The sequence below is a fragment of the Paenibacillus sp. J22P51 genome, assembly GCF_059692215.1.
Genome location: NZ_JCAUAZ010000009.1, coordinates 110,440 through 131,689 on the forward strand (window position 1 = coordinate 110,440; position 21,250 = coordinate 131,689).

A 21,250-nucleotide genomic window follows, 5' to 3' on the forward strand; every position below is an offset into this window, starting at 1 on the left:
TTTTTTTGTAGCCGCTCGCGGTATTGCAGGCGCTTAACGCCCTTTTGGGGCGTTAAATCCTTGCCTCGGCACACTTTTGGCCGCGATAGCGCCCTTTTCGGGCCTTATGCGGCGCCATCGCGCCACTTCAGCGGTGCTGCCGCCGCTTTAACGCCCTTTTGAGGCGTTAATGCCTTGCCTCGGCACACTTTTGGCGGCGGTAGCGCCCTTTTCGGGCCCTATTCGGCGCAATCGCGCCACTTCAGCGGTGCTGCCGCCGCTTTAACGCCCTTTTGGGGCGTTAAGCCTTGCCTCGGCACACTTTTGGCGGCGATAGCGCCCTTTTCGGGCCTTATGCGGCGCCATCGCGCCACTTCAGCAGTGTTGCCGCCGCTTTAACGCCTCTTACGATTTCATCTACACTTAAATGTACATGTTCCCACCCGTATTTTCAATTTCCGTCTTCTTCGGACACGATGCTCACACAGCCAACCAAGCCAAAAAAGGACCCCAACGAGCCTAACCTCGTGGGATCCTTCTACAAATCGTCTATGTGTGCCAAACCTTATTTATCTTTTTTAGCGTGTGAACCGTCGCAGTTCCCCTCCGTGTTTTGCGTGTTGCCGCATGCACATTTACCCATGATCTCTACCTCCTCCAAATGTTATGTTGTTGGGTTTATTATACCCACCTCACTTACATTTGTAAAGTAGTTAATTAAAAGTTAGTAAATGAGGATAATTATCATTCTCAGTTGGCCCATTCTCCCGCTAAATATACGTCAAATTCAGCTTTTTATCCGTGGGAAGGAAGGATACCAACAAGCCGGTAAATACGCACACAACCGAATCACGGTATGAAAGTGTATCATAGAAGCGAACTGTTTTTCTTATCTTAAAACCCATCTTGATTTAGCACTCTCTTAGTGAGACTGCCAGAAATTTGACAATGACGTGGATGATCGGGCAAGCTATAGTTATAGCAACAAGACAAGCACGTGAAATACTAGATGACTAGATACTAGAAACACCAAACTCGTAATATGCCAAGGAGGCCCTTCCTATATGAAATCTAATAAAAAACTTACGCTGATCTCGACGACTGCCATGGCTTTATCATTATTCGCTTCTCTGACACTCGTTCAACCTGCCTCCGCCGCTGTCAAAACAAGCGCTGATTTTACAGATTTGGCTGGAAGTAACGCAGCTTTGAAGACCAAAATCGATCGTATGATCGCTGATGGTATTTTCGAGGGAGTCACGGATACTTCTTTCGGAATCTCACAAAATATGACTCGTGCTCAATTCGCTAAAGTAGCTACGAAAATCTACAATATCCCGGTTGATCTTACTGTTAACGTGTCCAGCTTCACAGATGTTCACGCGGATGACGCGGCTAACGGTTGGGCGATCCCTTATATTGAAGCGGCCAAAAAAGCCGGTCTCATCGACGGCGTTACAGATACAACCTTCCAGCCTGGCGAATCGGTTACGGCGGCCCAGTTGGATACCGTGCTTCTTAAAGGATTAGGAAAAACGGTTTCTATGACAAGCTCACCTTGGTACACTGATGCGGTTAAGCAGGCCACTGCGCTTGGTATTCATCCAACTAGCAAAGCTGGCGACCAAGCCGCGACCCGTGAGGATCTCGTTCTTAGCTCGTATGGGGCTCAAGATGCATTCAAAGCTCAGAATCTGCCGATCGTATCACCATCGACCCCAAGCAATGTATCCATTGTAGGTGATTATCATTTAGCTAGCGTCATTGATAGTGGTTTGACTAGCTCCGCTACAGGTACCATCACACAAACGATGGCTGAAGATCCTACTCAAAGTAAATTTGCAAAAGAGATCAAAATTAAATTAACATCATCTGCTGGTGAAGATATTGCGATTCCGGGAATTGTACAGTCTGTTGTCTCCTCAGATCCTGGCATTGCCAAAGTAGGACTTACTTCCGACCATCATGCCTACGTACTGGGGAACAAACCAGGAACCACTGACGTAAGTGTTATTGTGCAAATTGGTAATGGAGAAGCCAAAATACTGCATGTCAGCGTAACTGTCCAAAGCGATCCTGTGAATGTGAAGACATTGACAGCAGGGGAAACTTCTCTTACTAAACCAATGGCAATAGATGTTGCTGACAATGTGTACAAAGCTAATTTCAACGCTTACACAGCCATGGATCTTACGGCTACAGATAGCTATGGAAACACGTACAAGGGCCTCGACATTCTAAATTACAACTTTGCTCTAGGCACTTTATTTCTCACGAATGATGTGCAAGGCGAAGCAGGCTCCACTGTTGGCTCAGTATCGGTCGATTCCGATGGTACCGTGGATGTAACGGGTAATGTGACATATTTTGAACTTACAGCAGTTTCAGCAACGGGTGTAAAAGTTACAAGCTACGTTACACTAACGAAATAAAGGTAAGTTGGACTAAGGAATGCAGCTCCCCGCCCGGGGAGCTTTTTTGTACGAGGACGCACACTAGCCCACATTTCACATATATTGCTAGTGCTCATCATTTTACAGAAAGGGGTCGGTCTCGATGTACAACGACCCAACCATGTATCCATATCCCCCGGTTCAGTATCAACAGTATCCTGTTCATCCCTACCACTATGCGCCTTACTGGGCGTGGGATCGCAACTTTCCGCCTGTTAATACCAAAATGCTTTCTAGCTCGGTTGTTACCTCTGAGCACCTGCTGAAGGATGCTTCCATCCTCGTCAAGAAGCTCACGGACCCCACAGTCGCCCAACAATTAATGACGAATGCTCAGAATGGCAATCAAAAAGAAGTAGATCGCATCGTTCAATCCTTTGGCAGTGAATCCGCTATTGAAACCAGCTACACCCCCAGTGCTGTACAGTTCGTGGTTGGCCCACGTATCACTGGAAATCCATGCTGCCGAATCACGCTAATGCTCAAATGGGGCGAATAACGTACAAAGAGCAATCCATTCCCACTTGGGATTGGGTTGCTCTTTGGCTTGATGGCTAACCACCCGACAGGGTGATATAACACATATTCAGGAAACCTCAACGAACATCCACCGCATGCCAAATCGGCCAAGTGACAGCTAGCCAATGAGCTGCTGCTATGAGCACAATCCAGTAGAGGCTATAATACACATCCAACTTGGAGTAAGAGGATACATAATAATACGTTCGTTTGCGACTCATCGAAAAACGCTTTGCTTCCATGGCAACGGCCGTCCTGTGGGCACGGCGAATGCTTTGAGCCAGCAGCGGGATCGCGATCATCCGCATCGTGGTATACCACGATGTCAGCGGATTCCGCTGCTTACGCTTGCCTCTGACCTTGAGCGCGTATCGGAGCGTCTGCAGCTCTTCGAGAATGACAGGCAGCATTCGCATGGCTGCCATGAAACTGTACGCGTACTTCGGCGCGACCTTCCACTGCTGCATCATCGCGTAAAACAACGCGACAGGCCGCGTGGTCAAACTGAACAGCAAGCCCACGGCGGCTACCTGCATACCGCGCAAACCAAGATGGATCCCGCGGTAAAAGCTTTCCTCGGTAATGCGTACAATCCCGAAGTGAAACCATAGGGTATCCCCGTTACCGAACATCATCATCCCGGCTGAGGATGACACAAAGAGCAGCAGAAATGGCGAAGCATACAGAAGCAGCCTTTTGGCTGGATGACCGGACAACAAGGCAAGCGGCAATAACGCGCCCAACGTCAAGATCAGCATCGTATTGAGATTATGTGTGAAGACGACAACGATGAATAGCAAAATCGATGAGATAAGCTTCACACCCGGGTTTACCCGATGCAGCCACGTTTCGCGAAAGCTGAATGTTATTTGCATAGCAGCGGCCCACCTCCCGCGACAACTGTCACTACGGGCGAGGGCGCGCCTTCCGTCACACGCCCCACTTCGACCTGCCAGACGCGCGTGGCCCAGCGCTTCACGATCTCGTGATCGTGCGTAACCATGACGATCACGGTCCCGCTGGCGCGCAGCCGCTCCAGCTGCTCGAGCATGCGCAGCGTGCCGCGCGCATCGAGCCCGAAGGTGGGCTCATCCAGCAGCAGGATTCGTGGCCCGCGAACCATCGCGGAGGCCACACTGAGCCTACGCTTCTGGCCCATCGAGAGCTGGAAAGGGTGCCGCTCGCGCAGCGCGAGCAGGTCGTACTCCCGGAGCAGCAGCTCGGCCGCTGCCCACTGTCCGTTCCTCGGCTGACCCTCTGGCAAGCCATAGGCCAGCTCCTCCTCTACGGAGTTCGTGACGAACTGGAACTCCGGGTTCTGAAACACAAAGCCGACTTGCTCCGCAAGCTGCTCGACTTTGTTGCCCTTCACACCCGCGATCACACAACTTCCGCGGGTCGGAATGAGCCGCATGATCGCTAGGAGCAGCGAGCTTTTGCCTGCACCGTTGGCACCGACAACGGTGATCCAGTCTCCTGGATATACGCTAAAGTTATCCACAGAGGTCCTGGTCTGCCCGCCGCGAAGCCCCACGAAATCTTGAAAAACCATAACGGGCTCAATGGACTGAGCGCTTTCTGGCGCTTTCCTTGGGTCGTCTACCCTCAAAGACGCTAGTAAGTTCTCGTCAGCAGCTCCCTGATGTTTCACTCTCGCTTTCTCTTGATTGATCCCCTGTTCCAGCTCTCCCTCAACAGCTCTAGTCCCTTGCTCCTTGGCATAATCCTCCCACACCTCGGGATACCAAATGCCATATTCCCTCATTTGTGCTTTGTACATCTCGAACATAGCACGTGGCGATCCATCCGCTAAAACCCTACCCTCGGGTGTCAGGATGATCAACCGATCGAGCAGATCCAGCATGCCGCTAATTTTGTGCTCTACGATGAGGAGGGTTTTGTCCCCGCTAATTGTCCGAATCGTGTCCCATACCTGCTTCGTGCCCTCTTCATCCAGCAGCGCCGTGGGCTCGTCGAGAAAGAGTACCTCTGGCTCAAGCGCCAGTACGCTAGCAATCGCTAGGCGTTGCTTCATCCCTTGAGACAGTGTGCTTATCAGCGTGTGAGCATTAGGCACCTGAAGCCCGACCAAGTCCAAATAGTACCGAATGCACATAGGCATCTCTTCCCGCGGCACTTCCTGATTTTCCAACACGAACGCGATCTCTTCGTCGATATAGGGCATACAGAACTGCGTATCTGGGTCCTGAAACACATAGCCCCACCGGCTAGGTCTGCGAATCTCATCCGCCTTGAGCGGCAGCTCGATCATGTCGGGTACGATTCCACTCAGTACTTGAAGCAGGGTCGATTTCCCGCAGCCGCTAGGTCCCAGAAGCAGCACCTTTTCACCGGGCTCGACGGAAAAGGAAACCCCCTGAAAAATCAGGGGGGCGTCATCGCCAGGATATTTTAACCTTAGGTTGGTAACGCTCATTCCCTCACTCATCTTGTTACCCCAGCACGTCGTAATCTTTTTTGGACACCGGACGAATCAGATTCAGCACACCTGTGCGAGACAATGCGCTCGTTAAATAATACGCGAACACCCCAGCAATCAAGGCGCTGCCCAGTAGACGCAGGCTAACAAACAATATGTAATTCCAGAAAGTAAGCTGATCGATATACCCATAGTACGTATCCACAAAAATGGACATAATGGCCGATGCAAATGCTGCGAGTATCGTTACCCCTACATTCGTGCGACGATAGCGGAAAGCAGCAAATATCAGCTCCGCACCAAGCCCTTGAAGCAAACCAAACACGAGCGTCGCCACTCCCCAATGGCCGCCATACAACGCCTCAATCGTTGCTGCCGCCACTTCTGCCAACAGGGCAACCCCAGGCTTACGAATGACGAGGAAAGCGAAGGTTGCGGCCATGAACCACATCCCGTAGCTTAACTGCTCCGCATGTATTCCTAGCGGTTTCATCAGATCATACAACGGTCCCCAAATCCGATAAATCACACCGAATACCGCCGATATGACAATTGTGATCAAAATATCGGTCAGCTTTAACCCTTGTTTACTTGCTTCCTTTTGCGCCATCTTCTACTCGACTCCTTTTCCCAAATCCATATTTGTCAATGAGATAGGCGAACACGCCAACCTTGGATACATGGTCCCTTTCGCCCCCTAAGGGACAAAAAAAGCCCACCGGATTAACGGCAGGCTTGAACATTCGTGCATAAAAAGCACATAAGGTCTCTACGCTGGCATTATCCAGATCAGATTAACGGTCAGTGGCATAGGGCCACTATCTCAGCCTGACTTCATCAAGCACCCGTGTTGCTATTCATTTGGCTTAACTGTAGCGGATTAGCCACCTTTTGGCAATCCTTTTTTTCCCAAAAGGATTTCGCGCAACGCTTACTTTTCGATCAGATGCTTCAGATCCTGCGTTAACCCGCTCAATTGACGGATGCTGTCCACAATATCCTGTACGCGATGCTGCTGTACTTCAGCGCTTGCCAGTACCTCCTGAACGGAAGCTGCCGACTCCTCTGTGATCGCTGCAACGGACGTCATCTCTTCTGCGACACGCTGTGAGGAAACTTGCAATTGTTGATTCATGCGCTGCAGATGCTCTGCTTGCTCCATGACTTCCGCTGTATTCGTGTTGATGACCTCGAACAATTGGCTTACGCTATCTGTCGATTTCTTACCTGATTCTACGGCTGTAATCCCAACGGCAACCTTCTCAACGGCTGTCACGACTTTAGCCTGAATCGAGCCTAGGATTTCCGAAATATCGGTCGAGGCGATGTGTGCATTTTGCGCCAGCTTTCGAATTTCGTTAGCCACAACGGAGAAGCCTTTCCCGTGCTCGCCTGCACGCGCAGCCTCAATGGAAGCATTCAACGACAATAAATTCGTCTGATTCGCGATCTCGGCAATGGTGGAAACAATGTTCCCAATTTTCACGTTCTCTTCGTTCACTTCATTCATGATGTTGGAGGTCTCGGTGACGATAACGGTAATATCATTGATTTTGAGCGACAAATCTTTCATCTGGGTCTTGCCTTCATTCGTCATTCGCGCCGTATCCCGAGATCTGCTGCTCATTGTATTCGATGCCGCAGTGGTCTGTTCAACCGTCTCATTCACATGCTGAATGGCTGAAGTAATATCGTTAATACTAGATGCTTGTGATTCAATACCGATGGTAATTTCCTGAAAAGCAGCAACCACTTCCTCAGTAATTCTACCTGTCACAGCGGCGTTCTCTTGTAAGTTTCCACTTGATGTACCCAGCACTTCTGTCGTCGTACGCACGCCTGATAGCACTTCGTCTGTTTTGGTCCGTGATAGCTCAGATTCTTTCGCGCTTTTGGCAACGTTCGTAAGCATTCTTGTCCCGATTTGGCCTTGACCGATGAGAGTCATGATCGTGAGCAGATAAAAAGCATTAACCCCAATCGTATCCACTTGCGGCGTAAGCGTTGTTATGTAAACATTCATAATGACCATCCCAAGCACACCATTCAGCACAAGCGGCTTGTAGTCCATATATAAAGAAATGAGGGCTAAACTAAGATACAAAATAAGTATACCAATTAAAGACGAGCTAGTTGACATGAAAAAATAAGAAATCACACTTAGCCCGACCGCAATAATATATTTCGTATAAGGAATTGCAGTCTTCTTCCAAGTTAATATCGAGCAAAAGATTGCAATTGGCACACCGGCCGAGAAGAGCGTTAACATCGTGGTTACAGATGTATACGCAGCCGCGACCCCAAGTGCAAGACACGCCCATAAAAGCTTAACCATTAAGCTATTCCTTCTGTTTAATTCGAGCAGTTGATCAGACATCGTTTATCCCCCTAAATAACTTCTACAAAATTAGACATTTTCCTACACTATTCAACATCAAGGTCTTTAAACCCTCTATTTTTGATGCCAAAATCAGGAACACATTAGAAGTTGACTTCTACCCCATAGAAAAACTACAATTTGTAGTGTCTTCATTATTTTTCAAATATTATCTAGGATGGATCATTCCACGATGCAGGAGGGACAGAAACGATGACAACGTTGCTTTATATCGGACTAGTCATGCTGATTGCAGCTATTATTGGTTATGTGCTGGCAGCTAGAATGAACAAAGATAACACCTCTCGGTTAAAAAAAGCCGAAAAGCAAGCCCTGAAAAAGAAGCATAAAACTTGGCTCCTTATTTCACACGCGCTGCTTATTATCGCTATTGGCAGTGTAGGTACTTCTCTCATTCAAAGCTCCGCCGGCAAGTATAGTCTAGACAAGCTAAATTTCCATGCACCTATTAAGGTCACTACAGATAAGGATTACGGACGCGATCACAAGGATGGTACCTTAATGTACGAGATGAAAATCCCTACCTCAGGCACACATAGCCCTCACGATTTGAAGTTCGGTTTCTATAAGGAGAGACCTGGTTACGAGATGCTTGTCCATAATTTAGAGCATGGCGACATCATCATCCATTACCATCCCGATGCACCGAAAGAACTGCTCGATCAAATCGAATATTTGACTCATTTCACGACGGCTGGTGCTGGCGTTCTCGCGGTACCTAACCCAGATGTACCTGCAGATCAAGAGGTTGTCGTGACCGCTTGGACGAAAACAATGGCGCTTGCTAAATACGATGAGGCCAGCGTTGGTACATTTATTTACGACTATATCAACAAAGGTCCTGAGCAAATCCCTGCTAACGTGCGACTCGGCGGCGGAACTATGTAGTTATTTGCGAATGGTTTCACGATCTGAAACTAGCTCAGTTGGCACTAAACCCGTGATTCTACGGAAGACGCGGTAAAAATATGAAGGATCGTTATAGCCGATAAATTCGGCTATTTCGGTTACGGTCAGTGCGGAATGACGCAGCATGTAGACAGCTGTTTTGATCCTCGTGACGTGCACGAATTCACTGATCGTTTGACCTGTGACTTGGCGAAAAAGGGATGCCGCGTAATTCGGAGACCGGCTAATGCAGGCGCCTAACTCGTCCTTGGTCACATGCTCGCGGTAATGATTCTGGATATACCCCTTCATTTGCTCCACGAGAAGTGCGGTTGCCGAGGTAGTGGCCGCTTGATCCCACTCCCGTTGGAGATACACAAACAGCTCTTGCAGATGCGCTTCGCATAGCGCCATGTAATAGGGCTGTTTGTCTTGCCATCCGCGATAGATCAGTCGCAGCCTGTCTGCGATAATGTCAAATTTGCCCGTTTGACGAGAAGTATGGGACGGTTGTTGGAGCAGCGGAAAGATGTCAGCAGCTGCTTGTGCATCTATATGGAGCACAAATTTTTCATGAATTTTTGTAGGCACACTTCGACCATAATATGGGGTAGCTCTCGGAATGAGCAGCCATTGACCCTTCTCAAGCACTTGTTTTTTCTCGTTGATCCAATACACACAGCGGCCATAGATCACGAAAATCAGTGTCCAAACCGGACGGTTATTGGGCTGTTCCTCGTTCCAAGTGCTGCTTTTATCATAGTGAAACCCTGTTAGCTGCATAGGATCCCCGTCTCCTTTTTCGTACTATATTACATATATCATACTATAGTTCATAGAAACTCACATCAATAAGGCATATAATGAAGCCAACTAATCTCTTACATTCGAAAGGAAGTCCTTCACGATGCGTAAAACGAAAATCATTTGTACGATGGGTCCCGCGTGTGACTCCGTCCCTACCCTGAAAGAATTAATTCGCTCTGGCATGAGCGTTGCCAGATTAAATATGGCTCACGGCGATCTGGACGAGCACCGCGGTCGTATTCAGCGCGTGCGCCAAGCTGCGCAAGAAATGGGTGTTATTATCCCGATTCTGATGGATATTAAAGGCCCAGAAATCCGCATCGGTCAATTGAAAGATGCTTCTTATGACTTGCAAACGGGCGATCGCATCGTATTGACAACGGAACAAATTATCGGAGACTCCAGCCGCGTATCCGTGAACTATCCAGGCTTGCCGCAAGATGTTAAACCGGGCAATCTCGTGTTGATCGACGACGGCTCCATCGAGCTGCGCGTTGAAATGATCGATGATACAGAGGTTACTTGTACGGTACTGAACCCTGCTCAGTTGAAACAGCGCAAAGGTGTTAACTTGCCGGGTGTACGCACTTCCCTGCCGGGTGTAACAGAGCGCGATGTCATGCACATCAAATTCGGTGTTGAGGAGAATATTTCGATCGTCGCAATGTCCTTCGTTCGAAACGGAAACGACGTTCGTGAGGTTCGTGCGCTTCTGGAGCAGCACGGCGCTGGCTTAACGCCGATTATCTCCAAAATTGAGAACGAAGAAGGCATGACGAACTTCGCCTCCATCTTGGAAGCGTCCGACGGCATCATGGTTGCCCGTGGCGATCTGGGTGTTGAAATTCCGACGGAAGAAGTTCCGATTGCACAAAAAGATATGATTCGCGCTTGTAACCTCGCTGGTAAGCCTGTTATTACAGCTACGCAAATGCTGGATTCCATGCAGCGCAATCCACGTCCGACTCGCGCAGAAGTGAGTGATGTGGCCAATGCCGTGCTTGACGGCAGTGATGTTGTGATGCTCTCTGGTGAAACAGCCGCAGGCAAGTATCCGATCGAGTCCGTGACGATGATGGCGACCATCGCTGAGCGCGTTGAGCAAACGATGGTGCGCAGCTCCTTGGTTGATGCACAGCTTCAGTCCAACAACGAAATCACTGAGGTGTTGTGCCAAGCGGTAGTATCTTCCGCGAACAAGCTGCATGCAGCGGCGATTCTAACACCGACCGAGACTGGATTTACAGCGCGGATGATCGCGAAATATCGCCCAGAAGCACCGATTATCGCGGTGACGAACAGTCAGCATGCGATCAGCCAATTGAGCATGGTACAGGGCGTTATCCCTGTTCTGGGCGAGTTCTGCGAATCCACAGATGCAATGATCCGCTCTGCGATCAACCAAGCGGAGACGCTTGGTTATGTAAAAAAAGGCGACCTCACCGTCGTCTCCGCCGGTATTCCGGTTGGGAAGTCCGGTACGACCAACCTGTTGAAGGTTGAGCGGGTTTAGGGTAGCTCGCCTGTACAGTTCTCTTCTGCTGCGCAGCAATCAAAGCCTGTCCTACGGGAGCATGTCGCAATCCACGCCCACTCGGCGTCGACTGAAGGATTAGATGGAAAACCTCCATCTAATTCCGTTCATTTCCGCCCGCGGGGCGAAATAACTGGAAAAGCTCCAGTTATTCTCGAGGAATCGCGAGGAAGTCGGCGGAATACGGAAGAATAGATGGACATTTTCCATTTATCGGTGAATTTCGGCCGAATTCCGGCAAATTAGATGTACTTTTTACAGTTAAATTGCCTGCATAGCGCAAACTTGATAGCCCCCTTCCACCTTTGTCCTGTGGAGTGGGGGCTTTTTGATTTATAGAAGGCGGGTGCGATGGCCTTGGATTGACCTGCGTGTTGAACGCCTAAATTAGTTGGAAAATAGGGTACACTAGCGCTAGAGTATCACTTTACTATCAAGTAACGGAGGCCGCACGTGATTATTCGACTTGGATTTGTATCCACCGCAATGGCGATTTTCAACAACACACCTAGCTCGACGTTCACGTACAAGCTTTTCTCGGAGCGGCCGCGCGAGGAGGCCATGCAGCGGGCCATTGAAATTGGCCGCAAAAACCTTCAAGCCACACAGCGCATACTCTACTATAATGCCGCTCACGGCATTCGGTTGTTTCGGCTGTCATCCGCACTGATTCCGCTAGCTACCCATCCGGATGTGAGGATTGATGTTGCCGCGGAGTACGCGGATGAGCTTCGCAAGCTCGGTGACTTCGCAAAGGAGCATGATATTCGGCTCAGCATGCATCCGAACCAATTCACGCTGCTTAACGGAAGCGATAAGGTTGTCGATGCCGCCATCGACGATTTGAATTATCATGCGGCCATTCTAGATGGCATGGGGTTGGACGAGACCGCCATCATTAACATCCACGTTGGCGGAGTGTACGGCGACAAGGAGGCTGCGACGCAGAAGCTACTCGACAACGCACCGAAGGTGCCCGAGCATGCGATGCGGCGGCTTACGTTCGAGAACGATGATAAAACGTACACGTTGGAGGAAACGCTCACCGTGAGTCAGAAGCTGCAGCGGCCGTGCATGCTGGATTTGCACCACGACTGGTGCAATCCCTCCGCCGTTTCACCCATCGAGCTAATTCCCCAGATCGCGCAGACATGGGGCGACCTGCCGATGAAAATCCATGTCTCCTCGCCAAAAAGCGAGAAGGAATTTCGCTCGCACTCGGACTACATCGAGCCGGAGATGCTGACGGCTTTTCTAAAAAGCTGCAAAGAGATCGACCTCCCGCGCATCGACGTCATGATTGAAGCGAAGGTGAAGGATTTGGCGCTGTTCCGCTTAGCCGAGCAGCTTGGCAAAATCCGCGGCGTTAAGCGACTGGAAGGCGGGGTTTTGAGTTGGTGAGGCTGACTTACCGTGACCAAGAAACAAAAAAAGAACCGATTCTGATAAGATCTCAGACACGGTTCTTTTTCGTCGTATCAAGGGCTGCATTGGCCATGTGTATATTTTTCACATGACGCAAGGCGTTAATTTCACCGCCAATAATGATAATGAGCGCAGAGATGTAGAACCAGGTCATCAACACGATGACCCCGCCGATACTGCCATACGTCGCGCTATAGTTCGTAAAGCTGTTGACATAGAAGGAGAACCCCAGCGACGTACCTTGCCAACCGATGGCCGCGAATAAGGCGCCTGGCAGTACACTTTTGCATGTTAAGCAGGTATTCGGCGCGATGTAGTAGATACCTATGAAAACGACGAAAATGATGACAAAGTTAATAATCCACCGCAGATGGTTCCACAGCTCAATATGTGCTGCCGCGATATGAACATGCTCCGCTGTCCAATCGCCAATCCTATGGCCAAATACGCTGAGCAGCAGCGCCGATACGATCACAACTAGCATCCCTAACGTAAGCATAACAGCTAGGAAGCGAGAATGGATGAAGCTTTTACGCGCCGGCAGTCCGTACGCTTTATTAACTGAACGCACGATCGCATTCATCGCCGCGCTAGCACTTACTAAGGCCAAAATTAATCCGAATGAGAGGGTTCCGCCTCTTTTGACATTGAGCAAATTACTAAGCGTTTCCTCTAACCAGCCCGCTACAGCACCTGGAATATACTCACGGATTAAACCAATTACATCATCAGATGAGAACGGTAAGTACCCTAGTAAACTTATCACAAACAGCAGCAGCGGAAATATGGAGAGCAGAAAGTAGTACGCGCACTCAGCTGCAAGACCCGTGGCATCGTGTTCGTTAAACTGTTTCCACAGTAATTTAGCGTAAGATTTAACCATACGTCTATTTTTCCTTTCATACGGCTTTATTTGTGATATAATCGATGGTTCAGTCTTTCAAAGGCATGCAAGAAACATTGTTATGAAACAGGTGGTCACATGAATTCAATTCCTATGTATACAACGCCATTAGGCTTTAAACCAACCGCAGAGCGTCCCGTGCCCCATGCGAAAATGGCGCTTCTTACGAATAGCACGGAGCTCGTGCCCGAAACGGATCCGGATGCTTATTTTTTTCGCGATTTGGAGCAGCACGGCATCCTACTAAATGAAGCTCAAATCAAGGCTGTGCGCCATTTCAAAGGCCCTCTTCTCACACTTGCTGGCGCAGGTTCGGGTAAAACGACCGTACTTGTGTGCCGAGTCGCTTACTTGCTACGTGTCCATCAGGTACAAGCTGCGAATCTGCTTCTTATAACGTTTTCGAAAAAAGCCGCTGAAGAAATGCGTGAACGTCTCACGACGATGCCTGGTCTTCATTCTAGTATGGCTAACGTGATGCAGGTACGAACGTTCCATGCTTTTTGCCTGCGATTACTGCGTATGAACGGGCTTCAGCAGGAGATTATGAGTGATGGGCGCTTTCAGCAAATCGTTTTCAAGCGAATCATGCTTAGTATGGGCTTACAGGATACGTATCAGCCTGAAGTGCTCATTTCACTGCTTTCCTCCTACAAAATGCAGCTCATGGAGATCGAGGATCTCCCCGAAGGTACGGAAGAGGAGCAGGAAGTTAAGAAGATTTTCTTGCAGTATGAACAGTGGAAAATGGAGCAAATGAAGATCGATTTCGATGATATTTTGATCAAAGCGTACCAGCTATTGCTCCATAATCCCGATATATTGCGCTCTATGCAGCGGAAATTCACATACATCAGCGTCGATGAATTTCAGGATACGAATACGGTTCAGTATGAAATTATTAAAATGATTGCGGCCGCCCACCAGAATTTAATGGTTGTAGGTGACGATGATCAAACAATTTATTCGTTCAACGGGGCGAAAAATGAATTTATTTTGCAATTCCATGAGCAATACCCTACCGCAACAACTGTTACGCTGGATATCAACTATCGCTCAACGTCGAGTATTGTTGGTTTGGGCAATGCGATTATCAAGCACAACGTGCAGCGGAAAGCCAAAACGCTTCTTGCAACAAAGGAAAGCACGCTAAAGCCGCATTATGTTAAACCTGCGAACAGCGACGATGAGGCGGATTGGCTAATCAACGACCTTCGGCTTAAAGTCGCAGAGGGCGGCAGCCAGTATGGGGATTTTGCGATTTTGTATCGGACTGCGAGCAACAGTCGGGCCATTATTGAGCAGCTCATCCTGCATAACCTCCCTTTTGTGGATTATGGCACCAATGATTCCTTCTACGAACAGTGGATGGTCAAGCCAATTATTGACCATTTGCGAATTGCGCATGAGCGGCGGAATTTCGAAGCCATCGAAGGTGTCCTCCCCTCATTATATATTGGACGAGACCAAGGCATGCGTATTATTCAAGATCAGGAAGCGATTCAGGCGAAAAAATGGCCCTTAATCCACCTGCTTGGGCTTCCGCAGTTGAAGGATTTTCAGAAAGACAAGCTGAAAGCCCGCATTCGTTTGATCAAATCTCTCGTGGAGATGACGCCGTTGGCGGCGATTCAAGCGATTCGCAAGGATTTCTACGATGCGTTCCTCGAAACGAACAAGCGCAGCAAGCTCACACAGCATCGCGAGATGCTGAAAGAAACGCTGGACGAGCTGGAGTCCTCTGCCAAGCGATTCAATACGGTGGAGCAATTTCTTTATTTTATCCATGAAGTGGCGGAAAAACGCACGGAAATGAGGGTGCAGAGCAAAGAACAATTTGCGGACAAAATTTCGCTCATGACCATTCATAAATCAAAGGGACTCGAGTTCCCGATCGTGTACCTGCTCTGTGCGATTGAAGGCAATATGCCGCATAGCTCGGCACTGGATGCAAGCCATTTGGACGATGTCAAAATGGCCGGCGTTGCGGGGCGCGACAAGGGAACCGCCGCGCTCGAGGAAGAACGGCGACTGGCTTATGTCGCCGTGACAAGGGCGAAAGGCGAGCTGCTGATCAGCTCGCCGGCGTTCTATCGCGGGAAGAAGGCGGAGCCTTCCCGGTTCCTGCTGTCCGCGTTCCCTGGCGCGGACGCAGGGGTTGTGACCAGCCGCAGCAAGCCGGCTGGCGGGTTTGGTGCGGCCGCTGGCGGAGCGGCGGCCGGGCGGTCAGTCGCTGGCGGAGCTGCGACTGGAGGGCGGTCAGCCACCAGCGGAGCCGTGGCTGGCGGTAGTGCTGCGACCGCGACCGAGCGGGTCGCGGCGTGGTTGTGCGGCGCGACCGGCTGCAAAGCCTGGTCGCGGATCTCTTCGCCGCAGGAGGCACGACTCGCGGCGAAGGCGTGCCCGCTCTGCGGCGCGGGCATGGTCAAGGGCAGCCGCGAGATCGCGCTGGCGCGACGGTAACAGGCGGCGCGATCTCGCGCGCCGTTCACATTGCCCCAACCATGCATGTTGTACTCCGTACAACATTTATCATCCAAATCCACCTTGTTCGGCTCGGATGTTGTAAAAATACAACATTTTAGAGGATTTTATGTCCTTTTCGGCCAAATCGAGTATTTATGTTGTATGAAATACAACATCCCCTTCTAAATGAAGCTTCAATCGATATAATGTTGTACATTCTACAACATCCGCTCTCTTCAACGCCAAAGAGCAGCCATCCCACATGGGATCGCTGCTCTTTTTCTTTTCTCCCAACTACCTCTTACACTAACTCCCTCAATGCACTTAACGCCGCATCATAATCCGGATGATCCTTCATTTCAGTCAAATACTCCACATAACGAACCGTGTCATTCGCATCCACGATGAAAATCGCACGCTGATCCAATTGAATCTCTTTGATAAGCACGCCGTAAGCTTGGCCGAATGAGCGATTTTTGTAGTCAGACAGGGTGACGACTTTATCAATACCCGCAGCGCCGCAGAAACGGCTTTGAGCAAACGGTAGATCCACGGAGATCGTCAAGATGACTACTTCGTCACCAAGTTTGTCGGCTTCCACATTGAAGCGGCGCGTCTGAGCGTCACATGTTCCTGTATCCACGGAAGGCACAACGGATATTAGCTTTATTTTGCCTGCATAATCCGCTAAGCTTACTTCGGTCATCAGATCCTTATTTACTCTAAAATCTGGCGCTTGATCCCCTACTTTAATTTCTGGCCCAAGCAAAGTGATCGGGTTTCCTCCAAGTGTAGCTACCCCCGTGCGCTCGTGTACGTGTGTTAGTGCTTGTGTCATATCAAAATCCTCCTAAGATATATTTGAATGGTTAAACCCCTGCAATAACAGCCTTCAATTTCTCTTTACTCTGCACCCCAACAAGCTGATCCACCACTTGCCCATCTTTGAAAATAAGTAAAGTCGGAATGCTCATCACGTTGTACTTAGCAGCGGACTCTGGGTTATCGTCTACATTGATTTTAACAATTTTGGCGGTGTCACCGACTTCGACAGATAGTTCATCTAGGATCGGAGCGATCATTTTGCATGGGCCGCACCATGGCGCCCAGAAATCGACAAGGACGGTACCGGTCCCAGTTTCTTTTTGAAAGGTAGCATCGGAAATGTGATTAACGGACATAGCTCATTCCTCCTTGAATTGTTTGTTCTTCTTGCTCTTGTGAAGCATGTTCAGAGATAAATCGTTCGGCATCGAGTGCTGCCATACAACCACTACCTGCTGACGTAATCGCTTGACGGTAGATACGATCCTGCACATCGCCACAGGCGAACACACCTGGTATCGACGTTTGTGATGTGCCCGGGATCACCTGCAAATAACCGAGCTCATCGGTTGGCAGCTGCCCGCCCAAGAAGCCTGTGTTCGGGGTATGCCCGATCGCGAGGAAAATCCCATCCGCCTCCAGTAGCTCCTCTTCGCCTGTAACGTTGTTGTGGACTTTCAGTCCTGTCACACCCAGCGGTCCCGCCACCACTTCAAGCGGTGTACGATTCAAGCTCCATGCCACTTTGTTATTGCCGCGAGCATGATCCTGCATGATTTTTGAAGCTTTGAGATCATCTCTGCGATGCACAACTCGCACTTCAGACGCGAATCTCGTCAGGAATTGCGCTTCTTCCATTGCAGTGTCGCCGCCGCCAATGACAATAATTTTTTTGTTCCGGAAGAAAAATCCGTCGCAAGTTGCACAGGTACTGACTCCTTTGCCGATATTGTCGGCTTCACCAGGAATCCCTAATTTCTTAGCTGTTGCACCTGTCGAAATAATTACCGAGTCTGCGGTCAATTGTCCGCCATCCTCGAGAAATAAAGTAAATGGACGTTTGGAGAAATCCACCTCCGTTACGCGTCCTGACTGAATCGCAGCCCCGAAGCGCAGTGCCTGTTTCCGCATGTTGTCCATTAACTCTGGTCCTGTGATTCCATCCGGGAAACCTGGGAAGTTATCTACCTCTGTTGTCGTGGTCAGTTGACCACCTGGCTGTATCCCTTCAATAACAAGCGGCGACATGTTGGCTCTCGCTAAGTAGATAGCTGCCGTTAGTCCCGCGGGTCCTGTTCCGATAATAATCGCTTGGTGATGCATAGGAATCCCTCCTTTTTTACTACCGTTATGCATAATATCATTTTTATATTTTACACAATTTAATTTACAGCAAACTTTATGAGTAGATCATATCAATCTTACTTTATTTTGTCAACAATTAAATTGCACGCAATCTATTTTGATGTACCAAACATGTATTAATCTCATCTTCAGCTTACGCTCATACTCCCTTCAGCTTGGACAGGCATAATGGGTTACAGAACGAGAACGACACAAACAGCCACATCACGAGAGGAAGAATATAAATGAATTCAAAAAATAATCGCAAATGGGTATGGACATCATCCGTGCTTTTGGTAAGCTTGATCGCTTATGCCTCCATATTTCCACCTGTTTCTAAAAATGTCGATACGAAAGCCGTTGCCAAAGTCAACGGAGTTGAAATAAGCTCGGCCAAGCTTTATGACGCTTTGGTAGCCAGCGGCGGCGCGCAAACATTAGACTCTATGATCACGGAAGAGCTTGTCAGCCAAGAAGCCAAAAAAGCCGGAATCCAAGTAACAGATACGGATATTACGAATGAGATTCAAACGATTAAAGCCACATATGGCTCCGAGGACGAGTTTAACCAAGCGCTTAGCAGCTACGGAATGACACTGGATGATTTGAAGAAAAACATGCAATCCCAAGTGATGCTCAAAAAGATTTTGGAACCACAAGTTACCATCACTGACGATGAAATCAAGAAGTATTATGATGAGAATTTAGAATCGTTAAAAACACCTGCGCAGGTTAAGGCTTCTCATATCTCTGTAGCAACGGAAGCTGAGGCTAATGCTATTCTAGCGAAGCTGAAAAGTGGCGGGGATTTCGCAGCTCTTGCGAAGGAGAGCTCAACGGATACAGCGACTAAGGACAAAGGCGGAGAGCTTGGCTATATTTCAGCAGGACAAGTGGATCCAGCTATGGAAGCCGCGGCGTTCGCTTTGGAAACAGGCAGCTTAAGCTCAGCAGTACAAACGGCTACAGGTTACGATGTTATTAAAGTAACGGATCGTAAAGCTGCTTCAACACCAACACTTGCGGACAAATCCGCTACGATTAAACAAACCTTAGTTGATCAAAAGATCACAACGCTTTCCCAAACTTGGTTGGAACAGAAAAAATCAGAAGCGAAGATCGAAAATAATCTTGCTAGCTTTGCCAAGACAACCTAAGCCAGACATCAACAAAAACCCCCTTAGCTGTCATTACAGCCAAGGGGGTTTTCCTCATGCTATGGTGTGCGAAGCTTCATCTCGTCCAGACTCTTGAATTGATACCCCTGCGCACGGGCAGCATCAATGATTCTGCCAAGCGCTTCCGTATTATCACTGGATACGGAATGCAGCAGGATAACGGCGCCTGGATGCAGCTGGGCCATCACGTTTTTGAAGGCATATTCCCAGCCCTTTTGCTGCTTAGGCTCCCAATCGCGATACGCAACGGACCAGAATACATTCGTGTAGTTAAGCCCTTGGCTGACAGTTAGCGAACGGTTATTGAAAATGCCCCGCGGCACTCGTAGATAGTGCATCTCCTTTTGACCGGTAACCGCGGCGACCTCATCTTTCACTTGGTTAAGCTCTTTCTGAATTCGTTCCGCTGGAATTTGACTCATATCCGGATGGCTCCATGAGTGGTTACCGATCAGATGCCCCTCCGCCGTCATGCGCTTCAACAGCTCAGGCTCCGTTCGAATATAATGGCCTGTCACAAAGAAAATAGCCGGGACTTGCTTCTCTTTTAGCACATCCAGAATTCGACCTGTGTAGCCTTGTTCATACCCGTTATCGAAGGTTAAGTACAATTCCTTTTGCGACTGATCGCCTGTAAATACAGCCCCATGCTGCTTTAATAGCCCCTTAAAGCCCTCTTGATCGATTGACGGCGGCTGACCGTTAACGCTCTTTTTGAATCCAAAATGATACGTCCCATCCGCAGACACCATAGTCACTTGCCCCACCAATAGTGCCAGAGAAAGCATTAGAATTCGCATGATTTTCACGTGGATATCATTCACTCCTTGCCTGGTATGATGAGTTGTTGTGAGTTACAGCCAACTTGGACTGTTACTAATATGCCACACCACGGCAGAAGATTATGTGCAAACCGCATGGGTTCAACCCACATTAAATTTTTTCTCATCCGATTTCTGTGATATCCCCCCATTCCACTTGGCTTTAATCTGAATACAATAGAGTACATGATCTGTAGGGGTGGAGATTTCGATTCGTAGACGTGATACTAAACCAATCAAGGAAGATTTACTGCATATCCTGAAGCTATCGTCCGAGGAAGACATTTATACAGCACAATATAATGGATTTTCACTAGCCGACATCGCGAGAGCTAACCAGGTTGATGTACAGAAGGTCATTGAACTCCAACTAGCGGAGCTAACGGAGCAGCTTCAGGCTCGCCTATTCAATGGCAGCATCACTCCCGAGCAATATTTGGCTCAGCGCGCTGAATTGCCAGAAATCATAAGTAAAAGTGTATATGCAATGTGAGCGCGGCACCCCTATTGGGGTGTTTTTTGTGTGTGGAGTCTTGTTGCCGCCCTGTTTTTGTGTCAGTATGAGAAAAACTCATCTCGACTTTGTGGAGACCCCTACCGTTTACGTTATTTCGAAAGGACTGCATGCCTTGTGAATTTTCATCAAATGATCCAGCTTATCCCGCTAATTGACCATATTCAGACACGCCGGCCATGAACCTATTATTTGCTCGCAAGCTTATGCTTGTCATCCCGATCAAGGTGATTACACCATTCAAGTACCGGAAAACCAAAGTCGTCGATTACGTCATCATTACATATACCATGCTGCCTGAGGATCATTCTTGGACCGTGCAGGGGCATCTCACAACCTTAAGCGAAATCAAAATTCATTATATGCTCGATGAAATTATCCGACGAACGCAGGAGCTTGATCCTTTGACTGCCTGGGAAGACACGACACATATCATGCGAATGAGAATGATGCTGGAGCGTATTCTGTTTATCTATCTGCACGAATCCGATTTGACTCAGGAGAAAAAGTCAGCCACGGAATCGATCGAAGGCACGGGCAAGTTGCACTTTGTGCAACATTATTGCTACATAAGGGCATATTGAGGTCTCTATGTTGCATTTCGTGCAACATTATCTGGTGTTTGGGGCGATTTCGTTTAATTCTTCTTAAAATGTTGTATCAAATACAACATGAAGTGCGATCAGCCCCGAAATACCTTGTTATGTTGTATGAAATACAACATAACAGAGGCCAGCTACTCTTCACCAACTCTT

19 protein-coding genes and 1 riboswitch are annotated in these 21,250 nt (G+C 48.7%); of the genes, 9 read left to right on the forward strand and 10 right to left on the reverse strand.

What is annotated here, in order from left to right:
- Positions 1–1,043: 1,043 nt before the first annotated feature.
- Together AC58QC_RS19665 and AC58QC_RS19670 are read left to right on the forward strand one after the other, a co-directional pair.
- Entirely contained in the window at positions 1,044–2,411 is a 1,368-nt protein-coding gene (locus tag AC58QC_RS19665) for an S-layer homology domain-containing protein (RefSeq protein WP_497416798.1), read from the forward strand.
- A gap of 124 nt (positions 2,412–2,535) precedes the next feature.
- A complete protein-coding gene (locus tag AC58QC_RS19670) occupies positions 2,536–2,931 on the forward strand; it encodes a YuzC family spore coat inner layer protein (RefSeq protein ID WP_497416799.1) in 396 nt (131 codons plus the stop codon).
- Between the two features lie 97 nt (positions 2,932–3,028).
- On the opposite strand, the gene AC58QC_RS19675 is transcribed toward AC58QC_RS19670, so the two are convergent.
- From AC58QC_RS19675 to AC58QC_RS19690, 4 genes are all read right to left on the reverse strand, one after another.
- The gene (locus tag AC58QC_RS19675) at positions 3,029–3,826 is read right to left on the reverse strand and encodes an energy-coupling factor transporter transmembrane component T family protein (protein WP_497416800.1); all 798 of its coding nucleotides are present in this window, start codon (positions 3,824–3,826) and stop codon (positions 3,029–3,031) included.
- Complete coding sequence (locus AC58QC_RS19680; RefSeq protein WP_497416801.1) at positions 3,817–5,400, reverse strand: ABC transporter ATP-binding protein; 1,584 nt, start codon at positions 5,398–5,400, stop codon at positions 3,817–3,819. The genes AC58QC_RS19675 and AC58QC_RS19680 overlap by 10 nt, the downstream gene beginning before the upstream one ends.
- 4 nt (positions 5,401–5,404) lie before the next feature.
- The gene (locus AC58QC_RS19685; RefSeq protein ID WP_497416802.1) at positions 5,405–6,001 is read right to left on the reverse strand and encodes an ECF transporter S component; all 597 of its coding nucleotides are present in this window, start codon (positions 5,999–6,001) and stop codon (positions 5,405–5,407) included.
- Positions 6,002–6,139: 138 nt separating this feature from the next.
- A riboswitch (TPP riboswitch) is annotated at positions 6,140–6,250 on the reverse strand.
- Between the two features lie 72 nt (positions 6,251–6,322).
- Complete coding sequence (locus AC58QC_RS19690; RefSeq protein WP_497416803.1) at positions 6,323–7,768, reverse strand: methyl-accepting chemotaxis protein; 1,446 nt, start codon at positions 7,766–7,768, stop codon at positions 6,323–6,325.
- Positions 7,769–7,981: 213 nt separating this feature from the next.
- On the opposite strand from AC58QC_RS19690, the gene AC58QC_RS19695 reads away from it, so the two are divergent.
- Complete coding sequence (locus AC58QC_RS19695) at positions 7,982–8,677, forward strand: DUF3105 domain-containing protein (protein WP_497416804.1); 696 nt, start codon at positions 7,982–7,984, stop codon at positions 8,675–8,677.
- Here AC58QC_RS19695 and AC58QC_RS19700 read toward each other — a convergent pair whose 3' ends face one another.
- Complete coding sequence (locus tag AC58QC_RS19700; RefSeq protein WP_497416805.1) at positions 8,678–9,460, reverse strand: AraC family transcriptional regulator; 783 nt, start codon at positions 9,458–9,460, stop codon at positions 8,678–8,680.
- A gap of 124 nt (positions 9,461–9,584) precedes the next feature.
- Here AC58QC_RS19700 and pyk point away from each other — a divergent pair, with 124 nt between their 5' ends.
- Entirely contained in the window at positions 9,585–10,997 is a 1,413-nt protein-coding gene (gene pyk / locus AC58QC_RS19705; protein ID WP_497416806.1) for a pyruvate kinase, read from the forward strand.
- Positions 10,998–11,471: 474 nt separating this feature from the next.
- Positions 11,472–12,419, forward strand: coding sequence for a UV DNA damage repair endonuclease UvsE (gene uvsE, locus AC58QC_RS19710; protein WP_497416807.1), 948 nt, complete (start codon positions 11,472–11,474; stop codon positions 12,417–12,419).
- Positions 12,420–12,471: 52 nt separating this feature from the next.
- On the opposite strand, the gene AC58QC_RS19715 is transcribed toward uvsE, so the two are convergent.
- Positions 12,472–13,326: a YihY/virulence factor BrkB family protein gene (locus tag AC58QC_RS19715; protein ID WP_497416808.1), complete on the reverse strand. Its 855-nt coding sequence runs from the start codon at positions 13,324–13,326 to the stop codon at positions 12,472–12,474.
- 99 nt (positions 13,327–13,425) lie between these two features.
- On the opposite strand from AC58QC_RS19715, the gene AC58QC_RS19720 reads away from it, so the two are divergent.
- A complete protein-coding gene (locus tag AC58QC_RS19720) occupies positions 13,426–15,810 on the forward strand; it encodes a UvrD-helicase domain-containing protein (protein ID WP_497416809.1) in 2,385 nt (794 codons plus the stop codon).
- Positions 15,811–16,114: 304 nt separating this feature from the next.
- Here the strand turns inward: AC58QC_RS19720 and tpx are convergent, their stop codons facing one another.
- The 3 genes from tpx to trxB are packed head-to-tail and all read right to left on the reverse strand — an operon-like array spanning position 16,115 to position 17,961.
- Positions 16,115–16,651 carry a thiol peroxidase gene (gene tpx, locus AC58QC_RS19725; RefSeq protein WP_497416810.1) on the reverse strand — a complete coding sequence of 179 codons (537 nt, stop codon included), beginning with the start codon at positions 16,649–16,651 and terminating at the stop codon, positions 16,115–16,117.
- A 31-nt stretch (positions 16,652–16,682) separates the two neighbouring features.
- Positions 16,683–16,994, reverse strand: coding sequence for a thioredoxin (trxA, locus tag AC58QC_RS19730; RefSeq protein WP_497416811.1), 312 nt, complete (start codon positions 16,992–16,994; stop codon positions 16,683–16,685).
- A complete protein-coding gene (gene trxB / locus AC58QC_RS19735) occupies positions 16,984–17,961 on the reverse strand; it encodes a thioredoxin-disulfide reductase (RefSeq protein WP_497416812.1) in 978 nt (325 codons plus the stop codon). The genes trxA and trxB overlap by 11 nt, the downstream gene beginning before the upstream one ends.
- A 266-nt stretch (positions 17,962–18,227) precedes the next feature.
- On the opposite strand from trxB, the gene AC58QC_RS19740 reads away from it, so the two are divergent.
- Positions 18,228–19,139 (forward strand): peptidyl-prolyl cis-trans isomerase, encoded by a 912-nt coding sequence (locus AC58QC_RS19740; RefSeq protein ID WP_497416813.1) that lies wholly within the window; start codon positions 18,228–18,230, stop codon positions 19,137–19,139.
- 59 nt (positions 19,140–19,198) lie between these two features.
- Here the strand turns inward: AC58QC_RS19740 and pdaA are convergent, their stop codons facing one another.
- Complete coding sequence (gene pdaA / locus AC58QC_RS19745) at positions 19,199–19,960, reverse strand: delta-lactam-biosynthetic de-N-acetylase (protein ID WP_497416882.1); 762 nt, start codon at positions 19,958–19,960, stop codon at positions 19,199–19,201.
- A 220-nt stretch (positions 19,961–20,180) separates the two neighbouring features.
- Here pdaA and AC58QC_RS19750 point away from each other — a divergent pair, with 220 nt between their 5' ends.
- Positions 20,181–20,474 carry a hypothetical protein gene (locus AC58QC_RS19750; RefSeq protein WP_497416814.1) on the forward strand — a complete coding sequence of 98 codons (294 nt, stop codon included), beginning with the start codon at positions 20,181–20,183 and terminating at the stop codon, positions 20,472–20,474.
- Positions 20,475–20,674: 200 nt separating this feature from the next.
- Entirely contained in the window at positions 20,675–21,079 is a 405-nt protein-coding gene (locus tag AC58QC_RS19755) for a hypothetical protein (RefSeq protein WP_497416815.1), read from the forward strand.
- The last annotated feature ends 171 nt before the right edge of the window (positions 21,080–21,250 follow it).